Source organism: Lysinibacillus fusiformis (genome assembly GCF_016925635.1).
Lineage (GTDB): Bacteria > Bacillota > Bacilli > Bacillales_A > Planococcaceae > Lysinibacillus > Lysinibacillus fusiformis_F.
Window position 1 is genome coordinate 3,689,300 of sequence record NZ_CP070490.1, and the last position, 19,494, is coordinate 3,708,793.

Below are 19,494 nucleotides of genomic sequence, written 5' to 3' on the forward strand. Positions count from 1 at the left end.
GAAAAGCCACTTTTGCAGAATGGTTGATTGGAGTGGAGCCAGCGTCACTCCTAGGGGATTTAGCGTAACAGAGGAGACCCTGGAGCGAACGGAAGTGAGTGAAGCGGCTCCTCGGACGCCCCCTGGAAAGGACGCTGGCGGAACGGAAATCAACCCCTCACCTTGCCAAGTTGCTTTTTCTGCCGTTGACATCCTCTTTTTTCAACAACACGAACAGGCATGCAGTGAAATGCATGCCTGTTGTTTTACTGATCCTCAATGACAATATAGGTTGCTTGAATAGGGCCGTGGACACCAACGATAAGAATCATTTCGATATCGGCTGAGTTACTTGGTCCTGTAATAAAGTTGATGCAGGAGGCAATTTTTTCACCCCGACGGATTTTTTCACTAATCCAACGAGCTGCCTGTGTCATACGAGGCACAATCGTACTTTTAGGAATTAAAATGATCGACTTCTTTGGTAAAAAGCTAATGCTTCTCCCTCTATCCTTGCTGCTAAAGAGCACGGCTGTTCCCGATTCTGCTAACGTCATTTCACTAATGGTTATCCCGATATTTGCTTTTTCAGCTTGGCGGATATTTTCCTCGGGTTGCTGTGGGTCCCATTCATAAAGCTGAATATTGGCTTGTGGCCATTGTTCGTTCATGAGTGCAGATAATCCGTAGTCTTGGAACCGTTTATCCTGCCATGTAATAACGGACTGCCCTCCATAATTGTCAACAACAGTCTGTAAATCCTGTGGAAGTGTAGTAGTACTAGAAATGACAATATGAGTATGGATGTTGGCACATTGCTTGATTAAAATCTCTACCAATTCGTCCTTTGTCGCATCTTTGAGCACACGCTCTTGTGGCTGATACTGCCAAGTTGGTCGTGGCAGCTCTGTCTTAGGTGAACGTCCGAGTTGCTTCGCAATGTTTGCTAAAAAGGTTTCTCGATGCTGAATCATATCAGTCATTATTGCCCGCCTCCTTTTGTACGATGCTTCATCCAGTCTCTAAAGCTGTCTTTACTTGGTGCAGGAAAATCCCTTGCCTCAGTCCATGCTTTTAATGGGCCAGGGCCTTTAGAAATGGTATTGTCTTTAGTAAATGGAGACATTGCAGGCGCAGCCATTTTTGTCGCCATTTTATAAAGGGTAGGGGAGGAAGCCCCAAAACCAAATGCCTTCATTAAAAGCTTTTCAGAAACAGGTGCCTTGCCTTCATTTTCAACAATGACTTGACGATGGCGATGAATGAGCTGATGTAAAGGAATTTTAACAGGACATGCATCTGTACAAGCACCGCACAATGTAGAAGCATAGGGCAGTTCTTTAAAATCATCATAGCCCCCCAAAAGTGGGGAGAGGACAACACCTACTGGACCTGAGTAAATAGAGCCGTACGTATGCCCACCAACATGACGATAGACAGGACAAGCATTGACACAGGCAGCACAGCGAATGCATTGTAAAATAGGCTGGAACTCACTACCTAAAATAGCAGAGCGCCCATTATCGACAATGACTAAATGGAATTCCTCTGGTCCATCCGTATCCTCTTCGTCCTTTACGCCTGTTAACGTTGTAATATAGCTCGTTAGCTTTTGACCAACCGCACTTCTTGTTAATAAACTAACAAGGACCTCCATTTCTTCAAAGGTAGGAACAATTCTTTCCATCCCCATAACCGTGATTTGTGTTTTTGGTAATGCTGTTACTAAATCAGCATTGCCTTCATTCGTGACGAGTGTAATCGAGCCACTTTCGGCAATAGCAAAGTTGCAGCCTGTAATCCCAATATCGGCCGTTAAATATTCCTGCCGTAATTTTTCACGTACATAAAGGGCAAGCTCCTCTGGCTTTTCTGTTTGACTGTAGCCTTGTTTTTCTTTAAAAACATCTCGAATTTGCTCCTTATTTTTATGCAAGGCTGGCGCCACAATATGCGAAGGGGGCTCGTGATCTGCCACCTGCAAAATATACTCACCTAGGTCTGTCTCAATCACTTCACAACCAAGTGCTTCTAAAGCCGTATTTAAGTTAATTTCTTCTGTCACCATTGATTTAGATTTCACAATTTTTGCCGCATTTTTCTTTCTAGCAGTGCTTTGAATATAGTCGGTTGCTTCCTGTGCAGTTTGCGCAAAGAACACATGCCCGCCTCGTTTGGCAACATTTTCACTTAATTGATAAAGGTAATAATCAAGATTAGCTAAAACATGCTTGCGGATTTCCTCTCCATGTGAGCGCCATTCTTCCCAATGTCCTAACTCCTCTGCTTGTTGAAGGCGACGTGTTTGAAAACGTTCTTGGGCACTCGAAACCGCACGACGCATAAACTGATTATCTAGCTCTTTTGTGACACGTTGTTGAAACCGATCATTACTTGTTTTCATGGCCATGTTTATTTCCCCCTCTTATCGGCAATTTAATACTTCTGCAATATGCATCACTTTAATTGGCTTATCCTGACGTTGAATGCGACCACCGATATTCATTAAACAGCCAGCATCTGCGCCTATTAAAATATCAGCACCTGTTTCTTCTACATTGTGTACTTTTTCATTGACCATTTCTCCAGAAATATGGCCCATTTTGACTGAAAAAGTACCACCAAATCCACAGCATCGATCCTTACCAGGGAGGTCCACATAGTGTAAGCCCTTGACGTTCTTTAATAATTGCAAGGGTGCCTCTGTCACACCTAGCAATCTGGTCATATGGCATGACGTATGGTAGGTAGCTTTGCCCTCTAAATGGGCACCCACATCTTCAATCTTTAATACGTTGACAATAAATTCTGTGAATTCATAGGTTTTAGCTGCTAATGCTTGCGCTTTTGGCTCCCATGTCGTGTCCCCTTTAAAAACTTCTGGATATTCCTTCAGCATATAAGCGCAGGAGCCAGAAGGGGAGACGACGTATTCAGCATGCTCAAAGGCTAAGATCATTTTTTTCATCGCATTTTTCGAGTCCTTGACATAGCCACTATTGTAAGCAGGCTGCCCACAGCAAATTTGATCCTCTGGAAAATCGATGTCACAGCCAAGTCTTTCTAATACTTCAACAACGGCCTTTCCTACATCCCCCTGAAACATATCCACTAAGCAAGTGGCAAATAGTGTGACTTTCATATGCATCGCTCCTTTTCTAAAACAACTGGTCATCTGATGACTTATCGATAACTTAATCATACAATAAATTATAACGAGATAAAACCATTTTTAATGAATTTTCAGAAAAGAAAAAACTACCTAGAGGGTACTAGGTAATTTTAGTGTGAATTGGATTCAGTCGTTTCGAAATATTGTAATAGCACTTTTTCAACATTGCTTAAATGTGATGCCATTGCGTGTTTGGCTAGCTCTTCATTTTGTTGTTTAATCGCGAGGAATATCTGCATATGTTCGTCATATAATTGTTCACTCGTTGTTTTTTGGGAGTACAACCAAATTCGTCGCGTTTCTTTCATCGTTTCAATCATTAATCCCGAAATTTGATCTAAAAGGGTAGCGAGTAGGGGATTTTGAGAGGCATTGGAAATAGCTGCATGAAATTGATAATCTACTTTTTCACCAAGCTCACCATCCCCATGGGCCTGCTTCATATCCTCTAAAATTTGTAGCATTGCCTGAATATCCTGATCTGTACGATGGAGCGCTGCACGTCCTGCTGCGCCTACTTCAATAATTTTACGCACTTCTAATAATTGAGCAATATCCTGTCTATTCGTTAACATAGCTGTGGATAAAGGAAAATCAAGCTGATTGGCTGGCACACTTTTGACAAATGTTCCAGAGCCTTGTTTGATTTCAATCAATCCCATCGCTTTTAAAGCAGATAATGCCTCCCGTACAGCGGATCGACTCACTTGTAATTGTTCAGCAAGCTGCTCAACTGAGTCAAGCCTATCACCTGGCTTGAGGACACCAGCTCGTATTTTTTCATGCAGGATTTCGGATACTTCTTCATAAATTTTTTTTGGTTTAATCTTTCTTAATTTCAAGGGCTACACCTCTTTTTCTCGCTCATTTCCTATCATTATACATGAAAATAAGTCATTTACTCATGGTTGAACATGAACACTTTGTGTAGAGTAGAGGACTGTCGAAATTTAGGGAAAATATAATGCATCACATAAGCCTATAATAAGGTCGTCAGATGACATGATATTCAGATAGATTTGCTGATGAATGAAAAAATAAATAGTTTCTTACTATAACATGGACGTGATAGTGTATTTGAAATATTGAAGCTTCTTTCAACATTAACGACAAGCAATCGACAATGTCAAGAAAAAGCTAGAAAAATTAGCTATACTCTCTTTGAAAAGGGGGAAGATTGGCGGATTTTGTTGACAGAAAATCAACAGGAGCGCATAATGCAGAAGTAGCTTGATGCTACTTCTCAAAAATCTCATCATTTTGCCATGAAACGTTCACAAACTAGAAGGGCGCTTTTTATTTTGTTTTTTGGTACGATGGATGCAGTAACTGTAAGGAGCGATTAAAAAATATGGGATCTGATATTAACGTATTTTTAGCTTTTGGTGCAGGGTTCTTAAGTTTTATTTCACCATGTACTCTCCCACTGTATCCAGCATTTTTATCGTACATAACGGGTATGACATTAGATGAGCTAAAATCAGAAAAAGGTATGCTACAAAAACGTGCCATTTTCCACACACTATTCTTTTTACTAGGGTTTTCCATTATCTTTATCATTATTGGACTAAGTGCTTCATTTGCAGCAGAATTCTTCCTCAATTATCAAACATTATTACGACAGGTTGGAGCGATCTTAATCGTCGTATTCGGTTTAATGATTGTAGGGTTATTGCAAATAGACTTCTTAATGAAGGATCGAAAGTTCCAATTTAAAAATAGACCATCTGGCTATTTTGGGTCCGTCTTAATTGGTATTGCCTTTGCGGCAGGCTGGACACCATGTACAGGACCAATCCTTGCATCGATTATTATGCTAGCAAGTACAAATCCAGGTGCGGGCTTTAGCTATATGTTTGCGTATTATTTAGGGTTCGCAATTCCATTCTTCGTGTTATCTTTCTTTATTTCACGCATGACATGGATTCGTACACACAGCCAGAAAATTGTAAAAATCGGCGGGTACATCATGATTGCCGTTGGGATTTTATTATTCTTTGATGGCTTAACGTATATTACACGCGTTTTACAACCTATTTTCGGTGGATTTACAGGCTTTTAATTTGTTAAACTAAAGAGGCATACCGAACTTTAACGTGGAGGGAGATGAACATGTGCCTACAGTTTTAGTAGTGGATGATACGCTTTTTATGCGTGTTGCAATCAGTAATATGTTTACAGAATGGGGCTATGAAGTAGTCGGTAAGGCAGTAAATGGTAAGGAAGCTGTGGCGATGTATCGTGAGTTACAACCAGACTTAGTGACAATGGATGTAACGATGCCCGTTATGACAGGTATTGCAGCCGTAAAAAAAATTGTCCCAGAATTTCCAGATGCAAAAATCATTATGGTAACAGCATTAGGGCAGCAAAAATTAATCGTCGAGGCGATTGAGAGTGGGGCAAAGGATTTTATCACAAAGCCTTTTGAACCAGAGAGATTGAAGGCTGTAGCTGATCAATTACTTGGACAAAATTGTTAATTAGACATTAGAGGAGGATTTTTTTTATGTTAAGCAGTATCCCTTCTCACTATTATGTTATAGGGTCGACCATTATGGCCATTCTTATGGGGAGCTTTGTAATGGTCATACGAATGAGAGCTTCCAAAATGCCGACAAATGAGAAGAAAATTATTATTCCACCAATAGCGATGTCTTCCGGTGCACTGATGTTTTTATTTGAACAATTCCGTGTGCCACCGATGCAAATTTTAGAGGCAACCGCGGTAGGAATGGTGTTCTCGATAATATTAATTGCCACTTCGAAATTTGAAGTAAGGGGTCGAGATATTTATTTAAAACGATCAAAAGCATTCGCATTTATATTAATCGGTTTGTTAATTTTCCGAGTGGTGGCGAAAATGATTTTAAGTAGCTCCATCGATGTCGGTGAATTAGCAGGTATGTTCTGGATATTAGCCTTTGCCATGTTAGTACCTTGGCGTATCGCGATGCTCATCCAGTTTAAAAAAGTCAAAAAAACAATCCCAAAACTACACTAGTGCTGAAGCTAGTGTAGTTTTTTTGTGCTTCAATCAGATAAAACTAGTAAAGAGAAGGATAGAGTAGCAAAGCGTGGATAGAAATCCAAATGTGGAGGATAAAACTAGCAAATTGGAGGATAGCATCATAAAAGTAGCGGATAGAGCAGCAAAGCGTGGGTAGGAGTCCAAATGTGGAGGATAAAACTAGCGAAGTGGAGGATAGCATCATAAAAGTAGCGGATAGAGCAGCAAAGCGTGGGTAGGAGTCCAAATGTGGAGGATAAAACTAGCGAAGTGAAGGATAACATCATAAAAGTAGCGGATAGAACCTCAGAAGTGAAGGATAGAAAAGTAAAGTGTAGTCAAGTCCTAATTATTGTGTAAAATTCTATACAGAAGTTTTCAACCTAGCGTTTATTCATAGCTCTTGATTGGTGTAGCCAAATTTTGTTTATCCATTTAACAACACTACCATTTTTTTGCCCGTAACTTCCATGGGTTTATATCTCCACAGGCAGTAAAGGCTGTCAAAGGCTCTTTTCACTTTGATAGCCTTTACTGCTTGTGGAATACTCCATGAATGGAAGATACGTTGAAAAATACTTGTTCTATTTGGTTAAACCTTTTTTCTTTGAGTAAATCGTTTCTTGATACTGCATTAAAATAGCACCTACCAATCGAAAGGCAGACTGCGTATTTGGAAAGATTCGTATGACCTTTTCTCTTCTACGCACTTCTTGATTTAATCGTTCAAGTGAATTTGTACTTCGAATATGACAGCGTATATCTGCTGGATAATTCATGTATTGGATGGTATCTTCGAAACCTTCATCTAAGATAGTAAGAGCTTTTTCGTACTTTGGATTATTTCCAAATTGGTCCATTAATTCATCCTTAAACTTTCGAATATCTTCAAGGGTTACGGCTTCAAAAATGCGCTTCATCATCATTCGGATATCGACGGAGTCTTTTTTAGGAAGCTTCTCGATAATATTTCGTTTAAAATGCACATTACATCTTTGCCAAGCAGTGCCGATAAATTCACGCTGTATCGCTTTTTGAAGCCCTTGATGAGCATCTGAAATCACTAGTTGAGGTGATTGAAGTCCACGTGATTTGAGTTGTTTAAAAAAAGAGCTCCAACTATCAAAACTTTCAACATGATCCACACTTAAACCGATAATTTCGCGTTTATTTTCTTCCGTAATGGCCGTAGCGATATAAACAGCTTTTGATACGACACGTTGATGTTCACGTACTTTTATGTACATGGCATCTACAAAAACAAAAGGATAATACATGGTGTTTAATGGACGATTTGCCCATTCGTTCACGATCGGATCCAGTTTCTGTGTGAGTGAAGAAACAAAAGATTTAGAAACGGATTCGCCGCAAAGTTGTTCTACAATATGTGTGACTTTTCGTGTAGAGACGCCATTAATAACCATCTCCAGCATAGAAAGAACAAATGCCTGATCACAACGTGCATACTTGTCAAAAACAGTAGGAGAAAATTCACCATGACGCGTTCTAGGAACTTTTAGTTTTATCTTACCAATACTCATAGTCAGTTCACGTTCATAGTACCCATTACGGTAATCACGACGCTCATTAGAACGTTCATAGGCAGATGCATGAAGGAAGGCATCTCTTTCTTTTTCCATAAATTCATTTAAGACTAAAATAATAGCTGACTTTACAACAGCATCAATAGTGGAATTCATAACGGAATCTTTTAAAAGATCCATGTCTAGGTTAAACTGTAACTGGGTCATTTTTAATCTACCTCTCTTAAAATGTGTTCGTGGTTGAAAACATTCTAACCAAGAGGAGAGAAAATGACCCCTTTTCTTTTTACACAATTATATGGACTTAATCTAAAGTGTGGATAGAAATTCAAATGTAGAGGATAAAACTAGCAAAGTGGAGGATAACATCTAAAAAGTAGCGGATAGAACCTCAGAAGTGGAGGATAGAAAAGTGAAATATGGATAGAAATTTAAATTTAAAGGATAAAACTAGTAAAGTGGAGGATAGCATCATAAAAGTAGCGGATAGAACAACAAAGCGTGGATAGAAGTTCAAATGTAGAGGATAAAACTAGCAAAGTGGAGGATAGCATATAAAAAGTAGCGGATAGAACCTCAAATGTAGAGGATAGAGCAGCACAGCGTGGATAGAAATCCAAATGTAGAGGATAAACTTAGCAAAAATAAAGGATAGCATCTCAAAAACACTGGTTATAACGCCCAACAACGATCGATAGCATTCCGAAGCTACGTAAAAACGCTGCACAAACCTTTGTGCAGCGTGTACTTATTCGAATAAATGCTCATAGGGGGAGATGTCAATTTGCATTTGCTCTAATTTTTTGCGTAAAAATTTGTGGTCGCGTTTTGGTGTTGCTTGGATATAGCCGCGAATAATGAGGTCATTGTTAATGGCTGCTGCTTTTTCCTCTAATGCAAGCTCGCCAATTTTTCCTGCTATTTTTTCCTTAGCCACTTGTCTAAAAAGCTCTGGGACAGGGCTTACGAGTTCATAGAGTAAATCTTTTTCAGCTTGTCCCCACAAGTGAACGGTTTTATCTAAATAATATTCTTGCCAATCTAAATCTGATTTTCCATCCTGCTTTGGGAGTGCCTTAAGGAATTTGCGGAACATGAAGAATCCGCCAATAGCCATCAATGAAATGAGGACGACAACCCAAAATAAAATAAACCATAAAAACCAACCTTGTAACAAATCGTTCACCTCTTTGCCTTCTCTCACTCTATTATAAAAGCTTCCGAAAAAAAATTCATCCTTAATGTCCCTTTTTTAGCAATTCGCCATTATATAGTGTGCAGAAGGGAGGTGATGCTTGATGGCTAACGTTAACTTTGTAAATGCTACACTGCGTCTCAAGTATGTGGATGGCTATGATGAGAACAATGAGCCTACGTTCACAACGAAATCGTATCGAAATGTGAACAACACACATAGCGCGGACGATTTGCTAGCTGTTGCTCATGCCATTGCTAGTCTTTCATCACAGTCACTGGCTGGCATTGCGAAACAGGAAACACACGATTTATCTTAAGGAGGGATTACAGAATGACACAAGTTCTAGAGTTACAATTTGCAACAACTGATGGGAAAACGACAACCCTTTCGATTGATGCACCCAAGCCGAATATCACAGTGACTGAAATTCAGCAGGCAATGGCAACAATCATGGCTAAAAATGTTTTTACTGGGCAAGGTGCTGCTCTGTCAGCCATCAAGGGAGCCCGTATTGTAGATCGTCAAGTAACAGAATTTGAAGTAGCAACAGAATAATTCAAAAATGGTCTTTGCAATGAGCAGTGCAAAGACCATTTTTAGCGTAAGAGAGGAGGAGACGAATGGAACAGTGGTTGAACATGATATCCGATATCGGTTTTCCGATTTTGGTGTCATTTTATTTATTGCACCGCGTCGAAGTAAAGCTTGATGCGATTCATGCTGCACTCGTTTCATTAAAATGAAATGGATTTCACAAAGATGTACGAAAGCTGTCACTTAGAAGTTCTTGTCAACGCTTACAACCTACGTTAGGATGGGGATAGTGTAGGTTAGGGAGAGTGTTGACATGAAACGTAAATTAATAGGGCTAGTGTTGCTTTTAGCCTGTGCATCTGTGCTAGGCGCATGTGGAAATTCAAAATTTAAAGCAGATTATAGTCTGGAAATACCCGATTTTGAACATGTTAATCAACGTGGTGAAACGGTTTCACTTGAAAGCTTAAAAGGTAAGCCTTGGATTGGCATGTATATTTTCACAAACTGTGTGTCTATTTGCCCGCCCATGTCATTAAACATGGCTCAAGTCCAAGAAAAGCTTCAGAAAAAAGGCGTAGAGGACTATAATATCGTTGCCTTCTCGGTAGATCCAGATGTTGATCAGCCAGATGTGTTAGCGGATTATCTTAGTAAATACAATGTTCCAGATGAATCTAAATGGAACCTTCTGACAGGGTATTCACAGAAATATATCGAACAATTTGCGGTAAAAAATACAAAGATTTTAGTGAAAAACGACCCTAACAGTGACCAAGTCATTCATGGTAATCAATTTTTCTTAGTCGATAAAGATGGTGTACTCGTCAAAATGTATAATGGCTATGCTGAAAATATTGAAGATGTACCGATTGATACGATAGCATCTGATATTGAAACATATATTGATGAAAATTTATAAAGTAACAATAAACCGTCTCAAATGGTTGAGGCGGTTTTTTATGCGCTTTTCTATTTGGAAAAATAATCTTTTTCTGGTTGAGAGTCGTTTATAGTGTAGAAGGAGGGAGAAGGCATGTCTGATAATGAAAAATTAGAGCAGCTAATGGCTATACATACGGAGCAATTGTTTCGAATTGCTTATTACTATACAAAGGATTTACAAATAGCCGAGGATATTGTGCAGGATGTTTTTATTAAGTTCTATCATCAAAAACACTATGAGGAACGAGGAGAGATGAAGGCGTACTTAGCTCGCATGACAATCAATAAATGCAAGGATTACTTAAAAAGCTGGACATACAGGAAAATTACATTGCAGCATAAGTTTTTTACCAAACAAAAATCAACTTTGCAGGACACACTAATTCGTCAAGATGAACAAGCTCTGTTAGATGATGCTATTTTAAGCTTACCTCTTAAGCAACGAGAAGCGATTGTCTATTTTTACTTGGAGGAGATGACGATTAAAGAGATTGCGGAGCTACTTGCGATTCCCGAAGGTACTGTGAAATCACGCTTAAAGAAAGGAAAGGAGCTATTAAAAGGAGAGTTACAACATATTGAGTGGGAGGTGCTTTTCCATGGATAAGCATACAATGCAGGTACTACAAGATGTTTCAGCACATAAAGAGGCAATCATTCAAAAGGTTCGACAGCAGATTCAGCAAGAGCCTACAATGTCCAAGTCGAAGTGGACATATCGTGCTGTTACGATGATGATTACCTGCTCTATTTTATTTTTCATTGCCTGGCAAGCCGCAAAACCGGTGGATGAGCTGGCGACACAGGATGAAGGGGAAACATCTACATTCACGGATTTATTTCAAACAGAGGTGGAGGGAAAAGACACAGCATTCAGTAATTTTCTTCCACTTGCTAATTATTTAAGTCAGGCAAAACATATCCAATATTATGCACCACTTCAAGGTTTAGAGGCAATGCAATCAGTAGCAACATCGCTGGAGGACGTCGTTCATCTCATTGAACCTGAGAATTTGCCATTTCAACCAAATATTCAGGAGGTCTATGCGGTATCAGCAAAAATGGAGGATGGTAGCAAACAAACGCAATTTCAATTTAGCTATAAAGAAAAATCCTCCACGGGGGTGGATTTACAATTTATTAATTTTACCGTGACAAATGTAAAGTATAATCCCTTAGCGAGCTATGTGAAGTCCAAAAATATGGAGGAAACGCTAGGGATGAAAGTTTCGAATATAGGCTTAAATTTTATGAATCCTCTGTATTATCGGGAGATGTCACCAGAGCGAGGTTATGTATATACTTATTATAATTACGATGAAGCGGATAAGCGAATCTTTCAAATGACGACTAGAGCCAATGAGTTTTTTTCTTACTATAACGGCTATGTCTATCATATCGGGTATCAATTAGATGGGGACCCACAGGAGGTTCAAGAAAAAATGGCGATCCTTGCAAGAGATTTTATTGTTAACGATTAATTAATGAGACATTCGCTTTGACCTATTATAGAATGATAGAAAAGAGGGGATGGAGATTTGGCTATGACGATTGCGCAAACCTATTTACAAGTTGTCCAGAAAAGATTTCAAAGTGTGAAAGAGCTAGGGGATAAAGCGCTTGCCCAATTAGAAGAGGCACAACTGCACTGGGCATATAACGAAGAATCCAATAGTATCGCAGTGATTGTGAAGCATGTAAGTGGGAATATGATTTCCCGCTGGACCGATTTTTTAACGACAGATGGAGAAAAGCCTACGAGAAATCGAGATGATGAATTTGAGGATAGTCTTCACAGCAAAGAAGCGATCATTTCAGCGTGGGACAAGGGCTGGCAAGTATTTTTAGAGGCCTTGGCGAGTTTAACAGAATCTGATTTGCAGGGGGATGTCACGATTAGAGGGGAGCGGCTAGCGGTCATTGATGCCATTGAAAGACAAATGGCGCATTATGCACAGCACGTCGGTCAAATCATTTATATCGCGAAACAGGTAAAGGGCACTGATTGGCAAACACTCAGTATTCCTAAAGGACAGTCACAGGCTTTTACGGAAGCCATGCTAGACAAACATCAACATTAATGAAGAAAGATCGTAGCCAGTAGTAGGGGCTACGATCTTTTTTATGCAAAATACAGCTTGTAAATGGCTGTTTCGGTATCGATCGCTTGAGCGAGTTCAAACGCTTTCTGCTGATTTCTATGATTTGTGATTATCTCATAGAAAAAGCGAATCAGAAACATGAGATTGGCGTTACCCTCTATATCATCATCAGGTGCTAAGTAGGAATGACAGCTACTCTCTAAAAAGGCTGTCGCTAGCTGCTGCCAACCTAATGTACAGCCTGCCGCAATGACCTTGACATCCTGTAGCTGACAATAGGTTAAGACATCCTTCAAAAAAGATACGTCTTGGTTCATTTTCTTCATATACCTCTTCTCCTAGCTCAGGCAGACAAAATCGTCCCTCATCGCCGTGAAAATTCAATAGCAAATAATCCATTTTGTGAGGAAGATTATTTCCAGATAAAATGTCAATTAAATCATTTGGTCTGCCAATTAAATCAAGGGTCACTCTTGCACCAAAGGATTCCAGTGCCGCTCGAATGGCCATGGATTCAAAATCACAATCAGGACCGACTACTAAATGTACGTATAATTCTGGTCTACTCATACTTCATCCCCTCTATTTTAAGTAGAGTTGAAACTTATTGGGGGAGTAAACCGTATATTACAATAATTACTATATATGACAAAGGAGGTGAAAGCATGCACAAGGGAGGCTATATTTATACACTTATACTAGGCATTATCCTTAGTTTAAGCACACTACTACTCTTCATTTATAATGAAAGGCAACGGGAGGAGCTAGTACCACTGCAGCATAGTCCCATTCAATCCATTGAAGAGGCTTGGTATTTATCTGGGAGTAATGGCAAAGAGCAACATTTGTATCCATTAAAGCAAGTGTTCTATGTCGATCGCTATGAGGTGAAAGATTTAGATCGCCTTCAGCAAGTTTTACAGACGAAGAAGGACCCTAGCAGTCGACCAGCCAACAATTCTTCAGTAAGTGATTTATACATACGCTTCCATAATGGCAAGGAAACGGCCTTGAAAGTAATAGTCGAGGATGAACGATGCTTCCTAATGGATCAGAAGACGAAACAGTATTATGAGCTCCAAGCACAAGAAGCTGTGGATTATTTTCGTTTGTTGAATGAGGAAAGCGCAATGCCATGGCTATTATTTATTGTTTATACGATTATATTTTTTAGTCTTGTCCTTATGCTTGCAAAGAAACTAACAGGTGCTAAATCTACAGAGAAAGAAAGCATTCCCACCAATCTGAAGGGCAAGCGATCACTAGCAGATTCTATTTATCCAGCCATCTTGCCTTTGGTCATCACATTCTCTTTGCAGATTTATGGGGCTCAGCATAGCTTACTATTACTGAGTGCGATTATGCTGACTTCAGGCATTCGGGAGTTTTTAGAAAAAAGAGGTCATTTTCTGAAAATGCTCCTGCTTCTTCCGCTCTTTTGGTGTTATCTTTACGGTTTTAAAATGATTTCTTCCTATTTCAACTAGCGAAATAGTGGATATTATTGTCAATAGATTGGAGGCGAAGTTCTCATTATTGTTAAATTTTAGCGATAGTTTATGAGGAGAGGCATAGATTTTATAGGCTAATAGATTCAGGTAGGCTATACTCAAGTGGATTATAGAAGAATAGAGGGAATCATATGAGACTAACTGTGGAACGGAAATTGCAAATTGCTTTTGGTATTGTCCTCATCTTTTTACTGCTTATTTCAGGCATTGCTATGTACTACTTGAATAATAATAATCAGACATTAGCAGAAATCGAAGACAATACGGAATTAATTCATTTATATCAAGATATCTCGTTCCAAACTGTACGAGCGAATGCAGCTATTCGTGGGTATATGTTATATGGCAAGGAAGAAATGCTCAACAATCATCATGAAATCCGCAATACCTTACATACGTCAATTAATCGACTTCAAGAAATAGGCGATAGCAATCAAGATTTTGACCAATTTTTATTGCAGCTTGCCGATTGGGAAAAGGCCATAGATGAGCAGATTGTGCCACTTTATCAACGTGGAGATCACCAACAAGCACAACAAATGGCTTTACCGATTCTAGGAGAAGGCTCTCAGAAATTGGTTGTCTTTGGAAAGACGATGGCAACGGCTCAACAGGAAGACATGCTAGCACATATTGAAGCTACCAAGCAAAAAGGAGAAAAAAGTGGCATCGAAATTATGACTCTAGCAGCTATATCTCTTTTTATAAGTATCATCATTGCGACAATATTTGGTAGACGAATCGCAAAAAATATTCAACAAACAGTGGTAGAAATGGATAAGTTTTCAGAAGGTAATTTGCATACGCATTTACAATTTAAAACGAAGGATGAGTTTGCACATTTAGCCGATTCCTTCAATAGTATGTCAGAGAAACTTCGGCTGATGATGAAACAAGTCGGAAACTCCTCCGAGCAAGTAGCCGCGACATCGGAACAGCTAACGGCAAGCAGCATGGAGGTTACTCAGGCGACAGAGGTGGTAACAGAATCTATTCATGATATTGCGCAAGGTATTGATCAGCAGGATACTTTAACAGGGGATGTACGAAATTTATCTGCCCATATTTTGAAGAAAATGAATGATATTTCTGCAAGCATACAAAGCGTGAATCAGGCAACAGTCGACACGAAAAATATGGCAAATACAGGTCGTTCTTCTGTGCATGATGTTACAGCGCAAATGAATGAAATCTCTGCCAATACAAGTGAGCTTAACACACGGGTGCAAGATTTAGATGACAATACGGCGGCGATTGTATCAGCGGTAAATGTCATTAAGAGTATTGCAACACAGACCAATTTACTGGCAATCAATGCCTCTATTGAAGCAGCAAGAAGCGGGGAGCATGGAAAAGGCTTTGCGGTTGTGGCAGAGGAAGTCCGCAAGCTAGCAGATGAGTCGAATCTTGCTGCCGTCGATATAGAAAAAGTAGTGGCCCAAATCACCGATAGCACGAGAATTATCGAAGAAGATATGGTCAACAGTAATGATTCTGTCCATGTAGGTCGTGAAAAGGTCAATGTGGCAAGAGATAATTTTATACAAATTGATGATGCGATTAATGATGTACAAGCACAGACCGAATTAGTAACTGCAGCCATTCGAACAATCCATCATGATATTGAAAAGTTAGTGCAAGAAATCGACTATATTAGTGAAGTGTCGATGAAATCAAGCCACCATGTGCAAAGTGTTGCAGCCTCTTCAGAGGAGCAAAATGCGGCTATGGAGGAGGTAGCAGCAGCCTCTACCCATCTAGCAAAAATGGCGATAGACCTGCAAGAATCCATCCAGTCGTTTAAATACTAAATTCAACTGACCCCTGTCTCGTTACAGGGGTTTTTATTTGTCGATAAAGCCTGAATAATATGAAAATCGTAAAAATGTTGGAAAAAATTTTTTTCATCCGATAAAAGCTTTGGGAGAAATGTTAAGCAGATAAAGAGAGGGAGAGAAATAAAAAGGAGATTGATATATGAAGAAACTATTTAGCAGTTTTAAGGGCAAGCTTTATACGCTATTTGCGCTAGTATTACTTATCCCTGTCATATCTGTTGGGAGTTTGTCTTATTTATCTGCAAAAGACTCGATTGAAGAAGAAATCTTATTTAGTGCCAATGAAAGTGTAGGCATTTTAAATAAGCTCATTGACAAAACGATTAGTGAGAAAATGAGTGACATCAATGTGTTCAGTAGTGAAATAGATGCGCGACAATATGAAGAAGCACAAGCATCGATGGTGTCTAAATTCCAGCAATATACAAAGCTGAATGCTGATGTGTTAAGTGTTTATATTGGCATGAATGACGGACGCTTTACACAGGAGCCAAAATTAAATGGTGCAGACTATAATCCATTAGATCGAGATTGGTATAAAGAGGCGACAGCTTTAAAAGGAGAAACCTTGATTACCAACCCTTACAAGGATGCAGGAACGGGTGATATGGTGGTAACAGTTGCCAAGCAGACGAAAGATCATGCTGGGGTTGTGGCAATTGATATTAAGTTAACCGATCTTCAAAAAATTGCAGATTCTATTCGCATCGGAAAAAATGGTTATCCTTCTATTTTTGGAGAAGACAAGATGGTCATTTCACATCCTACCCTTGAAGCGGGAGGGGAGCTGAAAGAAAGCTTCCTTGATAAAATGTACGAAAGTCCATCAGGTACGTATGAGTATGTCTTTAATGGCGATGATCGTCTATTATTCTATACGACAAATGAACTGACGAATTGGAAAATAACAGGAACAATTTTTGCTAAAGAAATTGATGAGTCCGCTTCCTCGATCCTATATCATACAATTCTTGTCCTCATAGCTGCAATTATCATCAGTACCATCATCTTTTATTTTGTAATGAAGGCTGTCATTAAACCCATTAAAGCCCTAAAGGATAGTGCTGTCACAATCAGCAAAGGTGACCTCACGGAAATGGTGACAATTACGTCGAAAGATGAGATTGGTCAATTAGGCCAAGCCTTTAATGATATGCAAGAAAGCTTACGGACACTGATTCAAAAAATCGAACAAAACGCAGAGGAGGTTGCTTCTTCAGCAGAAGAGCTAACCGCCAATGCCAATCAAACTAGCATTGCAACAGAAAAAGTGGCGATTTCCATTCAGGATGTTGCCACAAGCGCTGATTCTCAAACGATTAGTGCCAATAAAAATGCAGCTTCATTACATGAGCTTGCTACTGCCATTCTGCATATTGCAGAAATCTCCTCTGCTGTGACAGACCTTTCACAGCACGCCACATTACAGGCGGACGAGGGAGGACAAGCTGTGCAAAATACGAAGGATCAAATGCAATCCATTCATTTATCCGTAGCAGATTCCAATGCGAAAATCCAGACGTTGCATGAACGTTCTCAGCAAATTACATCTATTTTAGATGTGATTACAAGCATTGCAGATCAAACCAATTTACTGGCCCTAAATGCAGCCATTGAGGCAGCAAGAGCGGGTGAACATGGGAAAGGCTTTGCAGTCGTGGCAGACGAAGTGCGCAAGCTAGCAGAGCAATCACAGGAATCAGCCAAACAAATATTTGAGCTTATCCGAGGTATTCAGCAAGAAACGGAGCAATCTGTCAGTATTATGGCGAAGGTTACAGAGGATGTGCAAAGTGGTTTGCATATTTCCGATGAAGCCATTGCGAAATTCCAAGTCATTATGACAAGTATGAATGAAATTACCCCGAAAATGGAGGAGGTATCTTCTGCCTCTGAGCAAATGTCAGCAGGAGTTCAGGAGGTAGCAGCAGTAACTGAAGATTTGGCATTCTCCGCGAAGGGCAATGCAGCGGCGTCTGAGGATGTAGCAGCTTCAACAGAGGAGCAATTAGCCTCAATGGAGGAAATCAATGCCTCTGCGCAAGCACTCGCACATATGGCCGATGAATTAAAGCTGCTGATTAGTCAGTTTAAATATTAACGCACAACGCCACTCCAATTTTCGGAGTGGCGTTAGTTGTTTTATCGATCTTCTTCTTCCCAACAGTCTGTATTTTTTAAGGTTGGAATTGATTTTGCATAAAAGACAGGGTTTTTGCCTGCTCTTCGTTGCTCTGTAAAGTCGTCTAGCACAAGGAAGGCAATTTTACCGAGAATCATAATGATGGCGATATTGATGAGCGCCATCAGCCCCATAAAGAGGTCAGCAAGGTTCCATACAAGCTGTACTTGTGCGACGGAGCCAAGCATGACCATAAACAGCACTAAAATACGATAGCTAAACATCCAAACTTTATGTGCGTCCATAAATTCAATATTGGATTCACCATAATAATAATTACCAATGATCGAACTAAAAGCAAAGAAAATGATGGAGATGGCAATAAAATAAGGAGCCCAATCACCAACATGAACAGCTAAAGAATGTTGCGTCAAAATAATGCCATCACTTTCACCCTTATCATATAACCCAGCTAAAATAATAATAAAGGCTGTGGCTGTACAAATCATAATCGTATCAAAAAAGACACCTAAGCTTTGTACAAGTCCTTGTTTAGCAGGATGTGAGGTATTAGCAGTCGCCGCAGCATTCGGCACACTCCCCATCCCTGCTTCATTGGAAAATAAACCGCGACGTACGCCCTGCATAATTGCTGCCCCAATTGCGCCACCAGCAGCTTCCTGTAGGCCAAATGCATGAGTGAAAATTAATGAAAAAACATGCGGGATTTCCGATAAATTGGTCACCACCACAAAAAGGGCTACAAGTAAATAGAAGATGGCCATAACAGGTACAAGAATTTGTGTCACCTTTACAATTCGATGGACACCACCAAAAATAATGAAGGCTGTTAAAATAACAAGTATCGCCCCGATGATCTTAGGACTTACATCGAAGGCTTCGCCAACTGAAGTGGCAATGGTGTTGGCCTGCACAGCATTAAAAATAAAGCCAAAGCTTAATGTTAATAAAATACTAAAAATAATACCAAGCTTTCGTTGACCTAACGCCTTCTCCATATAGTAGGCAGGACCACCACGAAACGTATCGCCATCCTTTACTTTGTACACTTGTGCTAAGGTACTTTCAATGAAGGCAGTGGCCATCCCTAAAATCGCAATCATCCACATCCAAAATACTGCACCAGGTCCACCTACACCAATGGCTAAGGCTACACCTGTAATATTCCCTGTGCCGACACGTGAAGCAGCACTAATGGTAAAGGCCTGGAACGGAGAAACCCCCGAATCGCCCTCTCTTTTTTCTACAATTAAACGAAACATTTCAGGAAAAAGACGAATTTGTACAAACTTCGTACCGAATGAAAAATATAGTCCTGCTGTTAAAAGTAAGATAATGAGGATGTATGTCCATAAAATATTATTTCCGCTATCTACTATCGTTGAGATCCATTCCATAAGTTGTCCTCCTTTCACAATACGCTTTAGTCTACACTGGTTTTTTATAAAAAATCAACTTTTCTAAAATAATGAATTATAATAAAATTTTGAGATTTGTAATTTTTTAATTGTGAAAAAT

At 39.6% G+C, this 19,494-nt stretch carries 20 protein-coding genes and 1 pseudogene; 13 read left to right on the forward strand and 8 right to left on the reverse strand.

Annotation, left to right across the window (positions count from 1 at the left end; translation table 11 throughout):
- Positions 1-245 precede the first annotated feature (245 nt).
- The 4 genes from JTI58_RS17865 to JTI58_RS17880 form a co-directional block, all read right to left on the reverse strand.
- Positions 246-962, reverse strand: a complete 717-nt coding sequence (locus tag JTI58_RS17865; protein WP_205442670.1) for a LutC/YkgG family protein — start codon at positions 960-962, stop codon at positions 246-248.
- A complete protein-coding gene (locus tag JTI58_RS17870; protein WP_205442674.1) occupies positions 962-2,389 on the reverse strand; it encodes a LutB/LldF family L-lactate oxidation iron-sulfur protein in 1,428 nt (475 codons plus the stop codon). The genes JTI58_RS17865 and JTI58_RS17870 overlap by 1 nt, the downstream gene beginning before the upstream one ends.
- A 15-nt stretch (positions 2,390-2,404) precedes the next feature.
- A complete protein-coding gene (locus JTI58_RS17875) occupies positions 2,405-3,121 on the reverse strand; it encodes a (Fe-S)-binding protein (protein WP_205442675.1) in 717 nt (238 codons plus the stop codon).
- 140 nt (positions 3,122-3,261) lie between these two features.
- A complete protein-coding gene (locus tag JTI58_RS17880) occupies positions 3,262-3,993 on the reverse strand; it encodes a FadR/GntR family transcriptional regulator (RefSeq protein WP_279381280.1) in 732 nt (243 codons plus the stop codon).
- 509 nt (positions 3,994-4,502) lie between these two features.
- On the opposite strand from JTI58_RS17880, the gene JTI58_RS17885 reads away from it, so the two are divergent.
- The 3 genes from JTI58_RS17885 to JTI58_RS17895 are packed head-to-tail and all read left to right on the forward strand — an operon-like array spanning position 4,503 to position 6,155.
- Positions 4,503-5,213, forward strand: coding sequence for a cytochrome c biogenesis CcdA family protein (locus JTI58_RS17885; protein ID WP_205442676.1), 711 nt, complete (start codon positions 4,503-4,505; stop codon positions 5,211-5,213).
- 34 nt (positions 5,214-5,247) lie between these two features.
- Positions 5,248-5,634 (forward strand): response regulator, encoded by a 387-nt coding sequence (locus tag JTI58_RS17890; protein WP_205442678.1) that lies wholly within the window; start codon positions 5,248-5,250, stop codon positions 5,632-5,634.
- 26 nt (positions 5,635-5,660) lie between these two features.
- Complete coding sequence (locus tag JTI58_RS17895) at positions 5,661-6,155, forward strand: CcdC family protein (protein WP_205442679.1); 495 nt, start codon at positions 5,661-5,663, stop codon at positions 6,153-6,155.
- A gap of 590 nt (positions 6,156-6,745) precedes the next feature.
- Here JTI58_RS17895 and JTI58_RS17900 read toward each other — a convergent pair.
- A complete protein-coding gene (locus JTI58_RS17900) occupies positions 6,746-7,912 on the reverse strand; it encodes an IS256 family transposase (RefSeq protein ID WP_066037801.1) in 1,167 nt (388 codons plus the stop codon).
- 541 nt (positions 7,913-8,453) lie between these two features.
- On the reverse strand, positions 8,454-8,882 hold the full coding sequence (locus JTI58_RS17905; protein ID WP_205447381.1) for a DUF2621 domain-containing protein: 429 nt from the start codon (positions 8,880-8,882) through the stop codon (positions 8,454-8,456).
- Positions 8,883-9,003: 121 nt separating this feature from the next.
- Between JTI58_RS17905 and JTI58_RS17910 the strand changes: the two genes are divergently transcribed.
- The 7 genes from JTI58_RS17910 to JTI58_RS17940 all read left to right on the forward strand — a co-directional run bounded on the left by JTI58_RS17910 (position 9,004) and on the right by JTI58_RS17940 (position 12,463).
- Complete coding sequence (locus JTI58_RS17910; protein ID WP_205442680.1) at positions 9,004-9,219, forward strand: DUF1659 domain-containing protein; 216 nt, start codon at positions 9,004-9,006, stop codon at positions 9,217-9,219.
- Positions 9,220-9,233: 14 nt separating this feature from the next.
- Entirely contained in the window at positions 9,234-9,458 is a 225-nt protein-coding gene (locus JTI58_RS17915; RefSeq protein ID WP_205442682.1) for a DUF2922 domain-containing protein, read from the forward strand.
- A gap of 65 nt (positions 9,459-9,523) precedes the next feature.
- Positions 9,524-9,646: a YvrJ family protein gene (locus tag JTI58_RS17920; protein ID WP_004229459.1), complete on the forward strand. Its 123-nt coding sequence runs from the start codon at positions 9,524-9,526 to the stop codon at positions 9,644-9,646.
- Between the two features lie 104 nt (positions 9,647-9,750).
- A complete protein-coding gene (locus JTI58_RS17925; protein WP_054550847.1) occupies positions 9,751-10,359 on the forward strand; it encodes an SCO family protein in 609 nt (202 codons plus the stop codon).
- A 114-nt stretch (positions 10,360-10,473) separates the two neighbouring features.
- The gene (locus tag JTI58_RS17930; RefSeq protein ID WP_205442683.1) at positions 10,474-10,989 is read left to right on the forward strand and encodes an RNA polymerase sigma factor; all 516 of its coding nucleotides are present in this window, start codon (positions 10,474-10,476) and stop codon (positions 10,987-10,989) included.
- Positions 10,982-11,863 (forward strand): hypothetical protein, encoded by an 882-nt coding sequence (locus tag JTI58_RS17935; protein ID WP_205442685.1) that lies wholly within the window; start codon positions 10,982-10,984, stop codon positions 11,861-11,863. The genes JTI58_RS17930 and JTI58_RS17935 overlap by 8 nt, the downstream gene beginning before the upstream one ends.
- Before the next feature lie 63 nt (positions 11,864-11,926).
- Positions 11,927-12,463 carry a DUF1572 family protein gene (locus JTI58_RS17940; RefSeq protein ID WP_205442686.1) on the forward strand — a complete coding sequence of 179 codons (537 nt, stop codon included), beginning with the start codon at positions 11,927-11,929 and terminating at the stop codon, positions 12,461-12,463.
- A 41-nt stretch (positions 12,464-12,504) separates the two neighbouring features.
- On the opposite strand, the pseudogene JTI58_RS17945 reads toward JTI58_RS17940, so the two are convergent.
- Positions 12,505-13,054 (reverse strand): annotated as a pseudogene (locus tag JTI58_RS17945) (delta-aminolevulinic acid dehydratase).
- Positions 13,055-13,149: 95 nt separating this feature from the next.
- On the opposite strand from JTI58_RS17945, the gene JTI58_RS17950 reads away from it, so the two are divergent.
- From JTI58_RS17950 to JTI58_RS17960, 3 genes are all read left to right on the forward strand, one after another.
- Entirely contained in the window at positions 13,150-13,971 is an 822-nt protein-coding gene (locus JTI58_RS17950; protein ID WP_205442687.1) for a hypothetical protein, read from the forward strand.
- Between the two features lie 155 nt (positions 13,972-14,126).
- Positions 14,127-15,806 carry a methyl-accepting chemotaxis protein gene (locus JTI58_RS17955; protein WP_205442688.1) on the forward strand — a complete coding sequence of 560 codons (1,680 nt, stop codon included), beginning with the start codon at positions 14,127-14,129 and terminating at the stop codon, positions 15,804-15,806.
- A gap of 166 nt (positions 15,807-15,972) precedes the next feature.
- Positions 15,973-17,934, forward strand: coding sequence for a methyl-accepting chemotaxis protein (locus JTI58_RS17960; RefSeq protein ID WP_205442689.1), 1,962 nt, complete (start codon positions 15,973-15,975; stop codon positions 17,932-17,934).
- A 41-nt stretch (positions 17,935-17,975) separates the two neighbouring features.
- Here JTI58_RS17960 and JTI58_RS17965 read toward each other — a convergent pair whose 3' ends face one another.
- Complete coding sequence (locus JTI58_RS17965; RefSeq protein ID WP_205442691.1) at positions 17,976-19,373, reverse strand: alanine/glycine:cation symporter family protein; 1,398 nt, start codon at positions 19,371-19,373, stop codon at positions 17,976-17,978.
- Between the last annotated feature and the right edge of the window lie 121 nt (positions 19,374-19,494).